Annotated in this window: 14 protein-coding genes; 5 read left to right on the top strand and 9 right to left on the bottom strand. The window is 37.0% G+C overall.

The features are described from left to right. Nucleotides 1-20 precede the first annotated feature (20 nt). The gene (locus QQK09_RS12405; protein ID WP_284204465.1) at nt 21-578 is read right to left on the bottom strand and encodes a PilZ domain-containing protein; all 558 of its coding nucleotides are present in this window, start codon (nt 576-578) and stop codon (nt 21-23) included. Nucleotides 579-675: 97 nt separating this feature from the next. On the opposite strand from QQK09_RS12405, the gene QQK09_RS12400 reads away from it, so the two are divergent. From QQK09_RS12400 to lolE, 3 genes are read left to right on the top strand one after another with little or no spacing between them, the layout of a single operon-like run. Beyond that, nucleotides 676-1,902 carry a lipoprotein-releasing ABC transporter permease subunit gene (locus QQK09_RS12400; protein ID WP_284204464.1) on the top strand — a complete coding sequence of 409 codons (1,227 nt, stop codon included), beginning with the start codon at nt 676-678 and terminating at the stop codon, nt 1,900-1,902. Nucleotide 1,903: 1 nt separating this feature from the next. Then, nucleotides 1,904-2,599: a lipoprotein-releasing ABC transporter ATP-binding protein LolD gene (lolD, locus tag QQK09_RS12395; protein ID WP_284204463.1), complete on the top strand. Its 696-nt coding sequence runs from the start codon at nt 1,904-1,906 to the stop codon at nt 2,597-2,599. Beyond that, nucleotides 2,599-3,843, top strand: coding sequence for a lipoprotein-releasing ABC transporter permease subunit LolE (gene lolE / locus QQK09_RS12390; RefSeq protein ID WP_284204462.1), 1,245 nt, complete (start codon nt 2,599-2,601; stop codon nt 3,841-3,843). Before lolD ends, lolE begins: the two co-directional genes overlap by 1 nt. A 41-nt stretch (nt 3,844-3,884) precedes the next feature. Here the strand turns inward: lolE and QQK09_RS12385 are convergent, their stop codons facing one another. Then, the gene (locus tag QQK09_RS12385) at nt 3,885-4,484 is read right to left on the bottom strand and encodes a GDSL-type esterase/lipase family protein (protein WP_284204461.1); all 600 of its coding nucleotides are present in this window, start codon (nt 4,482-4,484) and stop codon (nt 3,885-3,887) included. Nucleotides 4,485-4,582: 98 nt separating this feature from the next. Continuing rightward, entirely contained in the window at nt 4,583-5,242 is a 660-nt protein-coding gene (locus tag QQK09_RS12380) for a Bax inhibitor-1/YccA family protein (RefSeq protein ID WP_284204460.1), read from the bottom strand. 220 nt (nt 5,243-5,462) lie between these two features. Here QQK09_RS12380 and QQK09_RS12375 point away from each other — a divergent pair, with 220 nt between their 5' ends. Further along, nucleotides 5,463-6,344 carry a hypothetical protein gene (locus QQK09_RS12375; RefSeq protein WP_284204459.1) on the top strand — a complete coding sequence of 294 codons (882 nt, stop codon included), beginning with the start codon at nt 5,463-5,465 and terminating at the stop codon, nt 6,342-6,344. 144 nt (nt 6,345-6,488) lie between these two features. Here QQK09_RS12375 and tpiA read toward each other — a convergent pair whose 3' ends face one another. Continuing rightward, nucleotides 6,489-7,241, bottom strand: coding sequence for a triose-phosphate isomerase (gene tpiA / locus QQK09_RS12370; protein ID WP_284204458.1), 753 nt, complete (start codon nt 7,239-7,241; stop codon nt 6,489-6,491). Nucleotides 7,242-7,700: 459 nt separating this feature from the next. On the opposite strand from tpiA, the gene ttcA reads away from it, so the two are divergent. Next, on the top strand, nt 7,701-8,597 hold the full coding sequence (gene ttcA / locus QQK09_RS12365; RefSeq protein ID WP_284204457.1) for a tRNA 2-thiocytidine(32) synthetase TtcA: 897 nt from the start codon (nt 7,701-7,703) through the stop codon (nt 8,595-8,597). A gap of 66 nt (nt 8,598-8,663) precedes the next feature. Here ttcA and QQK09_RS12360 read toward each other — a convergent pair whose 3' ends face one another. The 5 genes from QQK09_RS12360 to QQK09_RS12340 form a co-directional block, all read right to left on the bottom strand. Next, nucleotides 8,664-10,508 carry an EAL domain-containing protein gene (locus QQK09_RS12360; protein WP_284204456.1) on the bottom strand — a complete coding sequence of 615 codons (1,845 nt, stop codon included), beginning with the start codon at nt 10,506-10,508 and terminating at the stop codon, nt 8,664-8,666. Nucleotides 10,509-10,655: 147 nt separating this feature from the next. After that, complete coding sequence (locus QQK09_RS12355; protein WP_284204455.1) at nt 10,656-11,435, bottom strand: ATP-binding cassette domain-containing protein; 780 nt, start codon at nt 11,433-11,435, stop codon at nt 10,656-10,658. After that, nucleotides 11,436-12,434, bottom strand: coding sequence for an oligopeptide/dipeptide ABC transporter ATP-binding protein (locus QQK09_RS12350; RefSeq protein ID WP_284204454.1), 999 nt, complete (start codon nt 12,432-12,434; stop codon nt 11,436-11,438). Then, on the bottom strand, nt 12,434-13,324 hold the full coding sequence (locus tag QQK09_RS12345) for an ABC transporter permease subunit (RefSeq protein ID WP_284204453.1): 891 nt from the start codon (nt 13,322-13,324) through the stop codon (nt 12,434-12,436). Before QQK09_RS12345 ends, QQK09_RS12350 begins: the two co-directional genes overlap by 1 nt. Next, a complete protein-coding gene (locus QQK09_RS12340) occupies nt 13,311-14,273 on the bottom strand; it encodes an ABC transporter permease subunit (protein WP_284204452.1) in 963 nt (320 codons plus the stop codon). Before QQK09_RS12340 ends, QQK09_RS12345 begins: the two co-directional genes overlap by 14 nt.

The raw sequence follows: 14,273 nt of genomic DNA, 5'->3' as shown, positions 1-14,273 counted from the left end.
ATTATCTTTTACCAGAGAGGTTAAATAGAAGCGCGTTGTTGAGCGCGAGCTTTTAATTGTTTTGACTGTATATGCAACGTGGTGCGGATCAGTAACTCTCTGTCCTCTTCGCGAATCATTTGGTAATTGAGTTCAATAATATTATTATCGATATTCGTTACCTGGGCATAACAGTAAATAGCAGCGGATTCTTCAGGAATGAAAATTTTCAAACGCACATTTTGAGCAATTTCGAAACATTGATTTTTCGCGTCAAATAAACATTTCCCGGCACTAAATGCAGTGCTCACATAATGAAACTGTTTATCATCTTGTTGGCTTAATACATAACTTAATAGGGTATTGATTTTAAGGTTCTGTGCTTGCAGGTATCCCCACAGAACTTGAGTGGTTTCATTATTTAGCTTTAAAGGCTGTAAGCTATGTGAGTCAATATTAGCCAGATCACTTGCCATACGAAAAGGCGCTGGAATTTCAACTTCAAACTCATTTTCATCAGGTATTTTTTCATCGTTTTTAAGTGTTTCGACATTAAGGCTTAGTGGGTGCTCAACGATAAAATATTGGTTGTTTGTCATTATTTGTCCTGATTCCTAATATTGAAGGTTCCTTGCACCCTAAAGATACATTAGAATGCCAATTAATAAAAATAAATGTAATAAAAACAGGGCGGTTATGTTTTACCCTTTAAGTCTCTTCATCGGCTTGCGTTATACCAAGTCTAAGCGAAATAACAAATTTGTCTCTTTTGTCTCTCTATTTTCAACGGGTGGCATTACCCTAGGTGTTTTAGCCCTGATCACGGTTTTATCGGTCATGAATGGTTTTGAATCCGAGTTAAAAACGCGTATTTTAGGTGCCGTGCCGCAGGCAGTATTAAGTAATCAAACTCAAACCGTTGATGATTGGCAACAAAAAAGAGTCCCGCTACTTGAAATAGAAAATGTCAAAAGTGTGGAGCCTGTTATTAATAATGAGGCGATTATCCAAAGCGCTAAACATTTGCAAGGGGTTACCTTTGAAGGAATTTATCCTGAATACTATGCCAGTGAGGTGGTGAAATCGCACATTTATGCGGGACGATTAGAAGATCTGACCTCTCGTTCTTACAATATAATTATTGGCCGGTCACTTGCACGCGACTTAAGTGTCAGTGTGGGTGATAAAGTACGTATCATCTCTGCTCGTGGTACCCGTTTTACTCCCCTTGGACAACTCCCTAGCCAACGTAATTTTACCGTAAAAGGATTCTTTGATGTGGGCTCCGATGTCGATAAATATTTAGTGTTAATGCATGCTAAAGATGCCGCTAGATTGATTCGCATTAATGAAGATCAAGTCACTGGGTTGCGTTTCTCATTTGATGATCCCTTTGATGTGATGAGTTGGACACCCCCACATTTACAACAGGGGGAGACGATTACTGATTGGCGAAGTACTCATGGAGAGTTATTTGCAGCAGTTAAGATGGAAAAAAATATGATTTGGCTTCTGCTTTGTCTCATTATTGCGGTTGCTGCTTTTAATATTCTTTCTTCATCGGTGATGGTCGTTAGTGATAAAAGTGCCGAAGTCGCTATTTTAAAAACCCTCGGTATTACCGGTAAAACCTTAAATCTTGTTTTTATTATTCAAGGTGCATGGAGCGGCATTATTGGTGCATTAATTGGTACGGGCTTAGGTCTGTTATTAAGTACCTATATCAATGAAGTGTTACGTTTTTTAGGTTTGCATTTACTTGAAAATGCCTCAGGTGGTGCGAGGTTACTGCCTGTACTGCATGAACCTACACAAATTTTAGTGATTATGTTTGGCGCGATGTTATTAAGTTTATTAGCCACACTCTATCCCGCTTATCGCGCCGGAAAAGTGAGTCCTGTTGAGGCATTAAGGTATGAATAGTATGCAAAAAAATGAACAATCTGTATTAATTACTTGTTCTGATCTTGGTAAAACATACCAAGATGGAAATCTCAGTAATAGCGTTTTAGAAAACGTTAACCTAGCCGTCCATGAAGGAGAGTTATTAGCCATTGTGGGGAGCTCTGGCTCAGGTAAAAGTACCTTGTTACATCTGCTGGGTGCGTTGGATAAACCCTCTTGTGGTGAAGTCTCTTATCAAAACAAAAATATCCATCTATTAAATGATAAAAAACAGGCTAACTGGCGTAATCAACATTTGGGTTTTGTTTATCAATTTCACCACTTATTATCAGAATTTAGTGCACTTGAAAATGTGGCAATGCCACTGTTAATTGCAGGTGTTAAGATTAAAACTGCGCAACAAAAAGCAACCCAAATGTTACAGCGGGTTGGTCTCGAACATCGTATCGAACATCGACCTTCCGAGCTTTCAGGTGGTGAACGTCAACGTGTCGCTATTGCCCGTGCATTAATTAATGAGCCTAAATTAGTCCTCGCAGATGAACCAACCGGTAACCTAGATGCAACGAGTGCAGAGAGTATCTACCAGCTTATTAAGACCTTAAACAGCGAGCTTGGTACCGCGTTTGTTGTGGTCACCCATGATCAACACTTAGCGAATAAACTAGATAGGCAATTATTGATGGTCAGTGGCATTTTACAGGACGCACAATAATGTTTCGTCCGTTATCATTATTTGTCGGTCTTCGTTATAGTCGCGCAAAACATAAAAATAAGTTTGTTTCTTTCATCTCTATTGCCTCTATTTTAGGCATATCGTTGGGTGTAATGGTGCTCATTGTTGGGTTATCCGCGATGAATGGCTTTGAGAAAGCGTTGCGTGACCAATTGCTCTCGGTTATCCCGCATGTCGAACTTGAAGTGGTTAATGGTTCGTTTAACGATTTAGAATCAAGTTTACGTACCGTTGAAAGTAATCCCCATGTGTTAGGTGCTAGCCCCTATATTAACCTCAGTGGTCTATTACAAAAAGATACAAAAATGAAAGCGTTGCAGATCCGTGCGATTACCCCTGAAACAGAGGATCGTGTTACTGAGATTGGGCAATATATTGAGCAGGGCGGATGGGAACTGTTAACTGCAGGTGAACAGCAAATTATTCTTGGCAAAAATGTTGCCAAACAACTTGGATTAACTGTTGGCCAGTCGTTAATTTTGCTATTACCTCAGCCTAGCCGTGGCAATAAATTGAAACCACCTAGAGTTATACCGTTAACCTTGGCGGGTATCTTTGAGATGGGGGGGCAAGTAGATAGTACATTAGGCTTTATTCATATTGATGATGCACAAAAAATGCTCGGCCTGAGTAGTGCCAACGCCATCGCTTTCAAAGTTGATGATATTTTGGATGCCCAGAAAATTTCACGTGAGGTCGGATACAGTCTCCCTGATTACATGTACATTAAAAGTTGGATCACTAGCCAAGGTTATCTATATCAAGATATTCAGATGGTAAAATCATTAATGTATGTGATCTTATTACTGGTAGTTGCAGTCGCCTGTTTTAATATCGTTTCAACACTGGTGATGGCGGTTAATGAAAAACGTGGTGATATCGCTATCTTGAAAACAATGGGGGCGTCAACGTGGAGTTTGCGCTTTATTTTTATTGTCCAGGGGGCTTTCAATGGTTTGGTTGGCAGTGTCATTGGCGCGATAGCAGGCAGTTATATTGCGCTTAATCTAACGGCAATAATAAAAACCTTAGAGGCAGTCATTGGCCATAAAATCTTGTCTGGTGATATCTACTTTATTGACTTTCTTCCCTCAGAGCTTAATGTTGATCAGGTCGTAGTGGTTTCTTCTTTGGCATTCTTAATGAGTGTCTTAGCCACGTTATATCCTGCATGGCGAGCAAGTAAAATACAACCCGCCCAGGAGTTAGGATATTCTCACTAAAGTAATTAACCTTAAATCAACCAATATCCTACTGTGAACAATCATAGTGCCCCAAGTGTGATTAGATTTTGGTAGATTCCTTCTGCCATTTTCTGATAACCCAATGCATTAGGGTGAATGATATCGCTATGTAAGGCAGGTTGTCTGAGAATATCTGACATCAGCTCATTATCAACAGGCACACTCATTTTATCAGCGACTTGCTGGTACTGTTTTAAGGGTGTTAACAGTAGATTCGTATTAGGTACTGCAATTAATAGCACCGTAATATCGCGTTCATTAGCAAGGGTTATCATCGCTTCAAGGTTACTTTGCATCTTTTCTAAACTACGTTTTTGCAGCATATCGTTTGCACCATGACAAAGTAATAACATTTGTGGTTGATGCTGATCGAGTAAGCCTGCTAAGCGTTTTAACCCTTCTTTACTAAGCTCCCCATTGATACCTTCATTAACAACCGTTAATCCGCTTAATTCACTTAATACTGCAGGGTAGCTTTGATTAGGTGACGCGCCATAACCAAAGGTGAGGCTATCACCAAAGGCAAGTATAGGTTGTGTTGTATTGAGTTTTTTTAACATAGGGGATTCCGAGCAAGCGAGTAGAGAGACACAGATCATGAACAACAGTACTATTTTCATTTTTTATTTTTCTCCGGGGAAGCTTATTAATATTTAGGAAGAAAAAAGATAAAAAAAAACGCACTCAAGGTGCGTTTTAAAAGGCTATTGATTCAATGTTAGTCATCGATAATGTTTAATAGCGCTAATAGATGAATAAATAGGTTAAATAGATTCATGTATAGAGAGACTGTTGCACGGATGTAGTTTGTTTCACCACCATTGATGATGCGGCTTGTATCAAACAAAATAAAGCCCGACATAATTAAAACGACAACACTGCTAATAACCACTTGCATGATTGGAATCTGTAGGAAGATATTTGCAACCATTGCGATAAGCACAACGATCATACCTGTCATTAAGAAACCGCCCATAAATGAGAAGTCTTTCTTAGAGGTTAATGCGTATGCTGATAGTGCGAAGAAGATCAGGGCTGTTGAGCCTAATGCCTGCATAATCAGTGATGCACCATTTTCCATTGCTAGATAATGGTTAAGCATATTACCGAGTGATGCACCCATCACACCAGTGAACATAAATACCCAGAATAGACCTTTGCCTGTATCTGCTGTTTTAGATACAACGAATAAAAGACCAAAACCAACTAGCATTAAAACAAGTGACATGCCGCCACCAATATTCATCATTGTAGCAAGTGTCGCTGTCAATGCAGAGAAAGCCAGTGTCATGCCTAATAGAATATAAGTGTTTTTAAGTACTTTGTTAATCGAAACAGAAGCACTACCTGTTTGAGTTTGTATAAAAGGTGAATTCATTATATCTCCTAAAAAGTAAGTAATATTACTTTTGACATAATACGCCCTTTAACTGGAAAAACAATGGCTTTTTTAGTAGGGTTTTTATTCGCAACAAAAAGGCATTTAAGATAATATTTAAGCTTACCTACATTACTTAGTATGAGTTGTGAATTTTTATAAGTTATTGTATAAATTTGTATATTTCTCATTGCTATTAAAATTTTAAATGGAATTATAAATGAAAAAATTAAGCACCTTGCTTGTGCTAATCTCCATTACCTTATCATCATTTGCAGCACACACTGTAAACCATGAAAAGGGGGCTGAGCGTAATGAATTACTCATTATTATTCCTGCTGATGTTAAAGATGATTATGATTTATTTGTGAATGGACGCGATCCATTAAAAATAAAGGATTTTGGTGGACAGTACTCTCGTAGAGATGTAGTTGAAGTATTGTTAACGCAACAAGCTTTATACCTTGGTGGCATGTTAGACCCAATTCAGCTAACTGTTTCACCTTCACATGCACGTATGATTAAGCAGGTTCGTTCCGGTGCTGTTGTCATGAGTGGCAATTCTATTTGGCATGATGCATTCAACAAATCAGATTTTGCGTATGTATCGGATGCCATTATTGAGGATGGGATGTTTGAAGCGGGTATATATACCACCCCAACAAATCAAAACACATTACAAGCGAAGACACTTTCAGATATTCAGAGGTTAACAGCTGTTTCCAGCAAAGCTTGGTTAGTGGATTGGCAAACTTTAAATAGCATGGAAATGAGTTCATTGATCAATACAGTCAAATGGTCATCAATGGTAAAGATGGTTGCAAGAGGGCGTGCAGATTTTTTGTTAGCGCCATTTCAGCCAACCGATGACATGTCATTTATTGTTGATGGTGTACATTTGGTGCCTGTACCCGGTATTAAAGTGGGTTTAAAAGGAACGCGTCATTTTGCTGTATCGAAACAGCACGCAAGAGGTAAAGATGTTATTCAGGCATTAAATAAAGGTATAAAAATACTTAAAGAGCAAGGGGTAGTGAACCAAGCCTATATAGACTCTGGATTTTTCAATGCGAAAGTGAAAAATTGGGAAAACATAATATAAATGAGCGGTGATGTTACATTTGATATTCTAACTACGAATAGAGTAATAATAAAATATCATTCAAGATGATTTGTACCATGGTTACATATTTTAGACATAAAAAAAGGCGCTTAATGCGCCTTTTATAGTATGAGTAGGGGAGGCTTATTTAGCGCCTTCAATGATACCTACAAATTCTTCAATAATAAGTGCAGCACCACCAACTAAACCACCGTCGATATCAGGTTGTGCAAATAACTCTTTAGCAGATGCAGCTTTAACACTACCACCGTAAAGAATTTGTACTTTTTCTGCTACTACTTCACTTTGTGCTTTTAACCAGTTACGGATATGTGCATGTACTTCTTGAGCTTGCTCAGAAGTTGCAACTTTACCAGTGCCGATTGCCCATACAGGTTCGTATGCAATTACACAGTTTTCAAGTGCTTCAATACCAGCAAGGTCGATAACAGCTTTAAGCTGAGTTTCAACAACGGTTGTTGTAACGTTTGTTTCACGCTCTTCAAGAGTTTCACCAATACAAAGAACTGGTACTAAGCCGTGTGCTTGAATTGCAACGAATTTAGCTGCTACAACAGCATCTGTTTCGTTATGGTACTGACGACGCTCAGAGTGACCCACTAAGCTGTATTTAGCACCGAATTCTTTAACCATTACTGGAGAAGTTTCGCCAGTGTAAGCACCTTCAACGTTTGTGCTTACATCTTGTGCACCAAATTCAATGCTGTTGTTTTCAGTTAATGTTGCAACTTGCTCAATAAAGATAGCTGGCGGACATACTGCTACTTCTACATTTGTTGCAGCATCAGATGCCGCTTCAAGACCTTTGATAAGTGTAGAAACAGATTCTTTAGTACCGTTTAATTTCCAGTTACCCATTACAAGAGGTGTTCTCATTGATGTTCTCCATGTTTAATTTAAATAATGTTGTTAGCTGAATTGATTATAAATGACTATCAAATGAAAACTATCATTATTTGTTATATCGCACATGAAATAAGTTAAAAGAGCCAATAAAATGATCTAAAGCAAAATGCATGAAGTTCTTTAATATCAATGGCTTTGGTTGGTTATTTTTGGTGTTTTATTATTTTTAAGATACTTTGATTTAGAATAATAAATTAACATCTAAATTGCATAAAAACGAAAAAAAAAGCATAAATTACTGTTTTTTATAATAGTATTATTTAATGACAAGGCGCTGTTTTGGAGATTAAAATTTATATTTATCTGTTACAAAATACAAAACCAACTCAGTAACTATCTCACGCTAAATATTCCAACCTGATCTTAAAATTAGTATACTTCCCCTTTTATAATGCCAAATAGAACATTAGCTCAAAATGAGAAGTAGTCATGAATAACAAAGAAAAGATTGAAACCCCGGTTGAATTTAGAAAACTTCAAAAACGACTAAAGAAAAATGTTGGTAATGCGATTGTTGATTACAATATGATCGAAGACGGTGATGTTGTGATGGCTTGTATTAGTGGGGGAAAAGACTCATTTGCCATGTTAGATATTCTGTTGCAATTACGAAAATCAGCACCGATCAATTTTGAAGTTATTGCTGTGAACCTTGATCAAAAGCAACCAGGATTCCCTGAGCATATATTGCCGGACTACTTTGAAAAATTAGGTATACCTTATTACATCGTTGATAAAGATACGTATTCAGTGGTAACAGAGAAAATAGAAGAGGGTAAAACAACTTGTGGGCTTTGTTCTCGTTTACGTCGTGGCACATTGTATTCCTTCGCAGAGAAGATTAACGCCACTAAAATTGCATTAGGCCATCATTTAGATGATATCGTTGAAACGATGTTCCTAAATATGTTTTATGGTTCTCGTTTAAAAGCGATGCCACCAAAGCTAAGATCAGACGATGGACGAAATGTTGTGATCAGACCACTAGCATATTGTCGAGAGAAGGATCTGATTGAGTATGCTAATCATGAACAGTTTCCAATTATTCCTTGTAACCTATGTGGTTCACAAGAAAACTTACAGCGTCAAAATATTAAAGCGATGTTAATTGATTGGGATAACCAAACACCTGGTCGTGTCATGAGTGTTTTTAAATCAATGCAAAATATTAGCCCTAGTCAATTAGCAGATAAAAATTTATTTGATTTTGAAAACCTACCACTGGATCGTGAAGGGGAGAAGGCACAATATGCTTTTGATGAAGCAGTGGTTTCATCGACTAACATTGATGAGTCAATGTATATTGACGTGAGTAATGTGTATTAATATAAGTAAACAAAAAGCCCTGTCATAAACAGGGCTCAAGTTTTAAGGGTTTTACTAAATAATAGTTTAAAGTGGGCTAGGGCGTGCTATCAAGAAGCCTTGTACACCATCAATGTACATATTTTCTAATATCTGCTTCTGCTCTAGGTGTTCAATCCCCTCCGCGATAACACGACAATCCATTCGATGTGCTACATCAATAATCATGCGTACAAATTGCTGATTAGCGCTGTCTCTTTCGATGTTACTAATTAAGCTCGCATCAACCTTCACGAAATCGGGTTTCAATTCTTTAAATAAGCGAAATGAGCCAATACCTTTACCAAAATTACAGATAGCTGAACGTGAACCGGTACGTTTTAACATATCAAATACGCGTTTACTTGCAACGAGGTTACTATCAAGTACCACCTCTTGCATCTCAAATATCAATGAAGCTGCAATATTAGATTCGCGTAATAGTAAGCGTTCTAACCAAACAATAAAGCTACTGTTCTGAATCGCAGCACTAGTAATATTTACACCCCAACGCACACTGCCATCGGTTTTATGACGACATTGGCTGATTACTGTTTCAAGTATTAGTTTTTCAAGTTTCACACTAAGGTCGACACGTTGTGCCATAGCAAAAACCGTATCAGTTGGGATCATACTATTGTTTTCACCAATAAAACGGGTGAATATTTCTTGGTAGCCTTTCATGTTACGGTGTATCGCTTGGATAGGTTGATGTAATAACATCAGTGCTCTTTTAGCAATAATTTCTTCGATAATATTGCGCCAATGTTGCTGACCAAACTGAGTTTCATCACTATCCAATTGTTCAAATGCCCAATTATTAACGCCTTCAGTTTGTGCTTTTGCTAATGCTAGGTCAGTGCGAGCGAGCACTTGCTCGGGTAGTTGTCCTGATATGATAGATGAAATACCATTATATGCGACACTATCGAGTTTATTTAATGCTTGGTATTGGTCAAATTGAACTTTTAAATTCTTAGCCATTATCTGTGCGTCACTGATACTCATATCCTGAGTAATAACGGCGAAATCAGAACCACTGATACGGTAAAGTGATGAGCTTGAATGACGTTCTGTTACTTTGCTGATTAAATTTGCAATACTGACGATATATTCGTCACCATGTTGAAAACCACGTTGTGAATTGATGGTATTTAATTCACTAGCACGAATGATTGATAAAATAGCATGTTGTTGGTTTTCTTCACTGCTGAGTATATCTGTTAATGCTTTACGAAATGCGTGGCGATTATTGAGCCCGGTTAAGTTATCCATATTAACTTGATGTGCAAGTTGTAAAATCTGTTTTTCTTGATTCTGCAATGCGCGATGAAATTGCTTTTTTTGTTCGTGTAACTGCTCAGAAACCTTAGTGAATGAACCAACAGTATTACTATCTTCTGAGATCTCACTGATTAATGTTTTTTCAATTTTTTTGAACAAACGATAATAAAGAAAGGTTATTGATAGTGAAATTAAAATCAAGGTAAAGTAAATAACCAATAGTACCTGCTTCATCAAAGCGAGTAGCTGACTATTTTTGGTTTTATATTCAAATAAAGTTGATCCATTATTTGACAGAAAAGCGGTTGCCTTAATGTCACCTAATAAAGCATCAATAGTACTTAAGTTTGTATTTTCGAATATTAACGGATTGCTTAATTTATTTGGGCTGATTTTTATATAATTAAATACATTATAGTCAACAAGTTGAGCTAGTAATTCGCCATTTAATTGCCTGTTAATGATCTGTTCATTAACTTTGGTTGCGGTTACTGTTTGTTGCTGAATAAGCATCTCATTAAACGTTAATTTACATATAACGGTTGCTAATATAGCGAATAGCAACACAATAAGATTACTTACCCAGAGACTTTTTTTATACTCGTTCATACAAAATCTACTCCGTGATGTGATATTTTTTTTATATATTGCTAGTTGTACATGAATACACTTGTAATAACAAATATCTTTTAACTGTATGTTGTTTATTACTTTTAAAAACTAAAAAATAATAAGAACATTTTAGATCAAACTTTCTTATTTTCTGTAATCAGGTTTATGGCTTTGTAGTAGATGTTTTGTTTTACTAGATTTTGGTGAATTATATACATTTTCAGTAATGTCATTTTCTACAATTTCACCATCATTCATCACAATGATATGATCACTGATATGTCTTACTAGACTCATATTGTGGGCAACTACGATAAAACTTACCCCTTTTTGCTCCTGTATCTTTAAAAGTAGGTTAATCAACTTAAAACGTAAAGAAATATCGAGGCCTGCCAATATCTCATCTGCAATAATTATATCTGGATCAAGAATCATCGCTCTTGCAAGTGCTACTTGGTGTTGTTGAACGCTAGAGAGCATGTTTGGATAAAATGACAGATAATCGGGCAGTAAACCAACAAGACTTAGGGTGTTTTTAATTTGCTGCTGTTGCTGTATGGCTGTCATATTACTGTTTAATTTTAATGGCGCAGTTAAAATACGACCAATCGTTGCTTTAGGGTTGAGTGATTCACTTGGCGCATGGAATAACATACGAATTGATTTACAACGATCTTGAACGCTGATGTTTCGAAGTGATTGTCCTTGCAGATATATGTCGCCGCTACTTTGTGTGCGTAGCCCCGCAATAGTTTGTACTAATGTACTCTTACCTGAACCACTTTCTCCAATAATAGAGACTGTCTTGCCCTTATCTAAAGAAAAGTTAACATCTCGATAAGCATATTGTAACGTTGAAGAAAATATTCCGTTACTGCGGCGATATGTTTTGCAAAGATTATTTATGTTAAGTAGTGTTTGCATCTATTTTTCATCTAATGTTGGAAAGTGGCACCGAATAACATGACCTTTGTAGTTAACTGCAGTTGGGTTTGTTACACAGGTTCTCTGTGCTTTAGGGCATCTTGGTCCCAATCGGCAACCAATTGGTAGCTGATTGGCGGGAGGGATACTACCTGGCAGTGTATATAGTTGACTTTTATGGTCTAGGTTTTCATCATAATTTAAAATGGTCTTAATCATCGCCTGTGTATAAGGGTGCATTGGGCTATTGAGAACCTGCTTATAACTTCCAGACTCAACCGTTTGCCCACAATAAATGAGTGAAATATAATCGGATAAATTGCTAATGCTACCAAAGTTATTACTCAACAATAAAATCGTGGTGTTATGCAGCTGATTTAATTTATACAGCAATCTAAAAATTTGTGCTTGAGTGACGGCTTCCATTGAAGTTGTTGGTTCATCTGCAATTAATAAGCGCGGGTTATTTGCAATTGCCATTGCTATCATTACTTTTTGGCAGATACCCTCAGATAATTCATGTGGATAATTGCGAACTACTTCTTGATCATTCTGCACACCCACTTTATGTAATAACTCTTTAATTATTTGTTTATGTGTCGATTTAGAAACGATTTTATTCAAAAAATGTATTTTAGATTTCCCTTCCGGCAGTACTTCGCGCATTTGATCGAATATTTTTTTACTGGGGTCGAGGTAAGAGCGTGGATTTTGAAAAATAATGGCTATCTCTTTGCCCATTACTTTTCTTCGTTCTTTTGAAGATAATTTTAATAAATCGATATTACCCAAAAACATGCGGTCTGCAGTGACAATCCAATTTTCGTTGTGCACTCCCAAAATAGCTTTTGCGATTAAACTTTTTCCTGATCCTGATTCACCTACAAGGCCGTGTATTGAACCATCAACAATATTAAGTGTCGCTTTATCAATAACACGTATCTTGCCCTGTGCGGTTAAAATATCGATACTGAGGTTACGGACATCAAGCAGTGCCATTAGTCTTCTCCTTCAATAACTGCATGGCGAATACCTTCTGCAAAAATATTAAAAATAATGATAATCATAAAAATAGCGAGCCCAGGAAAAAGCACTAGGTAGGGTGAGATATAGATAAGGTCAAGATTTTTAGCAATCAAAGCTCCTAGCTCAATCTCTTCCAAATTCGCACCAAAACCAAGAAATCCAAGGGTGGTTATCTCTAATACCGCCATTGTAAAAATACGATTTAAAAGGGTAACAATAGGTTCAATAATATTAGGTAAAATCCCGTATCTTAGTAACCTTAAATTAGTTGAACCATCAAGACGCAGAGCAACAACGTATTGTTTATTCAACTCTGTTTCAATGCAGTTATAAATACCACGGATGAATTGTGGTAATAATGACAGCGAGACAGCAAGTAAACTATTCTCAAAGCTCATGCCAAAGAGCACAATTAATATTAGTGCCGTTAATAGCGTTGGAATGGTTAATAACGCATCAAGCAGATGATGCACGATACTAGCTTTGACACCTTTTAATAAAGCCGCAGTAGACCCAATAATGAGTCCTAACAAGGATATTGCAACAGTAATGAGTAGTGCACCGGTCAGTGTTAATTGAATCCCTTTTAATAGCCGTGAAAAAGTGTCTCGGCCAAGGTCATCAGTGCCTAATAGATGTGCAGGATTCGAACCATCCACCCAATAGGGCGGTAATAGCAGCATATCAGGGTGCTGAAGTGCTGGCGGGTAAGGCATTATATATTGACAGAATATCGCTATTAATATCAACGCAACGACTGCCCACATAGAGACCACTGCTATGTTTTTAGATTTAAATATGGACCAAATATACTGCTGTGGTGATTGAATTTTTTCTTCGTTAAATTCATTATTGATCAGCATATAAAACCTTCCTTTTAGTTGGAGAGATAAGCACTAAAAGTAGGTCAACGATAATACTCAAAATAAGTATAAACCCTGAAATAATTAGTATCGCCGTAGAGAGTGCAAGGTAATCTCCTTGCTGGATGCTTACGAATAGCCACATGCCTGCACCTTGATATGAAAATACAATCTCGATGGCCATTGCGAAAGAGATGATGGTGCTTATTTGTAACCGTAATTGATGAATAATAGGGGGGATTGCATTTTTTAAAACATGTCGATAAACAATTTGTGGCCGAGAGAAGCCTTTTGTATGTGCCGCTTTTATATAATTACTGCGCATAATCATCGTGATCGAATGACGTGTTAAGCGAATAATCTCAGAAATAAGAAATATAGCTAACACTGTCGCTGGCAAAACAATGTGCACCAGATGATTATAAAATGCTGACAATTGATATTGTTCAGAAACCAGTAATGAATCAATTAGCATAATCCCAGTGACCATAGGCACTTCGTAAATAACGCTAATATTACCATCAATAGGCATTACCCAACCTGTTAAATTAGGTAGCATAGTAAAGATAATCGCAACCCAAAAAACAGGCAATGCTAAGCCAATTAAAGCGATTGACATAATACTGTAGTCAATCCCTCTATTCCGCTCTAACCCCGCTAAAATACCTAACGGTACACCAATAATGCTGGCAAATATGAAGGCGAAGAAACACAGCTCTAAGGTAGAGATAAAAGCGATTAATGCTGTTTTAAGTATGGGTTGATTGTCAAGTGCTGACACACCCAATTCACCCTGAGATATTGAAATTAGGTAATCAAGGTATTGACTAAAAACATTACTATCAAGCGTATTTCCAACCGTCAGATGTTGAATTGAAAATGCAATGATAGTGAGAATAATTGACGTAATACAGAGTAGGTATAAGCGTCGAATCAGATAATTAAACAT

The organism is Psychromonas marina (assembly GCF_030161115.1).
Classification (GTDB): Bacteria; Pseudomonadota; Gammaproteobacteria; order Enterobacterales; family Psychromonadaceae; genus Psychromonas; species Psychromonas marina.
This window is presented reverse-complemented; position numbering and strand designations above follow the sequence as displayed.

Excerpts from the sequence above, each read along its gene's own strand:
- QQK09_RS12405 (WP_284204465.1), bottom strand. The coding sequence starts at position 578 with ATGACAAACAACCAATATTTTATCGTTGAGCACCCACTAAGCCTTAAT.
- QQK09_RS12400 (WP_284204464.1), top strand. The coding sequence starts at position 676 with ATGTTTTACCCTTTAAGTCTCTTCATCGGCTTGCGTTATACCAAGTCT.
- lolD (WP_284204463.1), top strand. The coding sequence starts at position 1,904 with ATGCAAAAAAATGAACAATCTGTATTAATTACTTGTTCTGATCTTGGT.
- lolE (WP_284204462.1), top strand. The coding sequence starts at position 2,599 with ATGTTTCGTCCGTTATCATTATTTGTCGGTCTTCGTTATAGTCGCGCA.
- QQK09_RS12385 (WP_284204461.1), bottom strand. The coding sequence starts at position 4,484 with ATGAAAATAGTACTGTTGTTCATGATCTGTGTCTCTCTACTCGCTTGC.
- QQK09_RS12380 (WP_284204460.1), bottom strand. The coding sequence starts at position 5,242 with ATGAATTCACCTTTTATACAAACTCAAACAGGTAGTGCTTCTGTTTCG.
- QQK09_RS12375 (WP_284204459.1), top strand. The coding sequence starts at position 5,463 with ATGAAAAAATTAAGCACCTTGCTTGTGCTAATCTCCATTACCTTATCA.
- tpiA (WP_284204458.1), bottom strand. The coding sequence starts at position 7,241 with ATGAGAACACCTCTTGTAATGGGTAACTGGAAATTAAACGGTACTAAA.
- ttcA (WP_284204457.1), top strand. The coding sequence starts at position 7,701 with ATGAATAACAAAGAAAAGATTGAAACCCCGGTTGAATTTAGAAAACTT.
- QQK09_RS12360 (WP_284204456.1), bottom strand. The coding sequence starts at position 10,508 with ATGAACGAGTATAAAAAAAGTCTCTGGGTAAGTAATCTTATTGTGTTG.
- QQK09_RS12355 (WP_284204455.1), bottom strand. The coding sequence starts at position 11,435 with ATGCAAACACTACTTAACATAAATAATCTTTGCAAAACATATCGCCGC.
- QQK09_RS12350 (WP_284204454.1), bottom strand. The coding sequence starts at position 12,434 with ATGGCACTGCTTGATGTCCGTAACCTCAGTATCGATATTTTAACCGCA.
- QQK09_RS12345 (WP_284204453.1), bottom strand. The coding sequence starts at position 13,324 with ATGCTGATCAATAATGAATTTAACGAAGAAAAAATTCAATCACCACAG.
- QQK09_RS12340 (WP_284204452.1), bottom strand. The coding sequence starts at position 14,273 with ATGTTTAATTATCTGATTCGACGCTTATACCTACTCTGTATTACGTCA.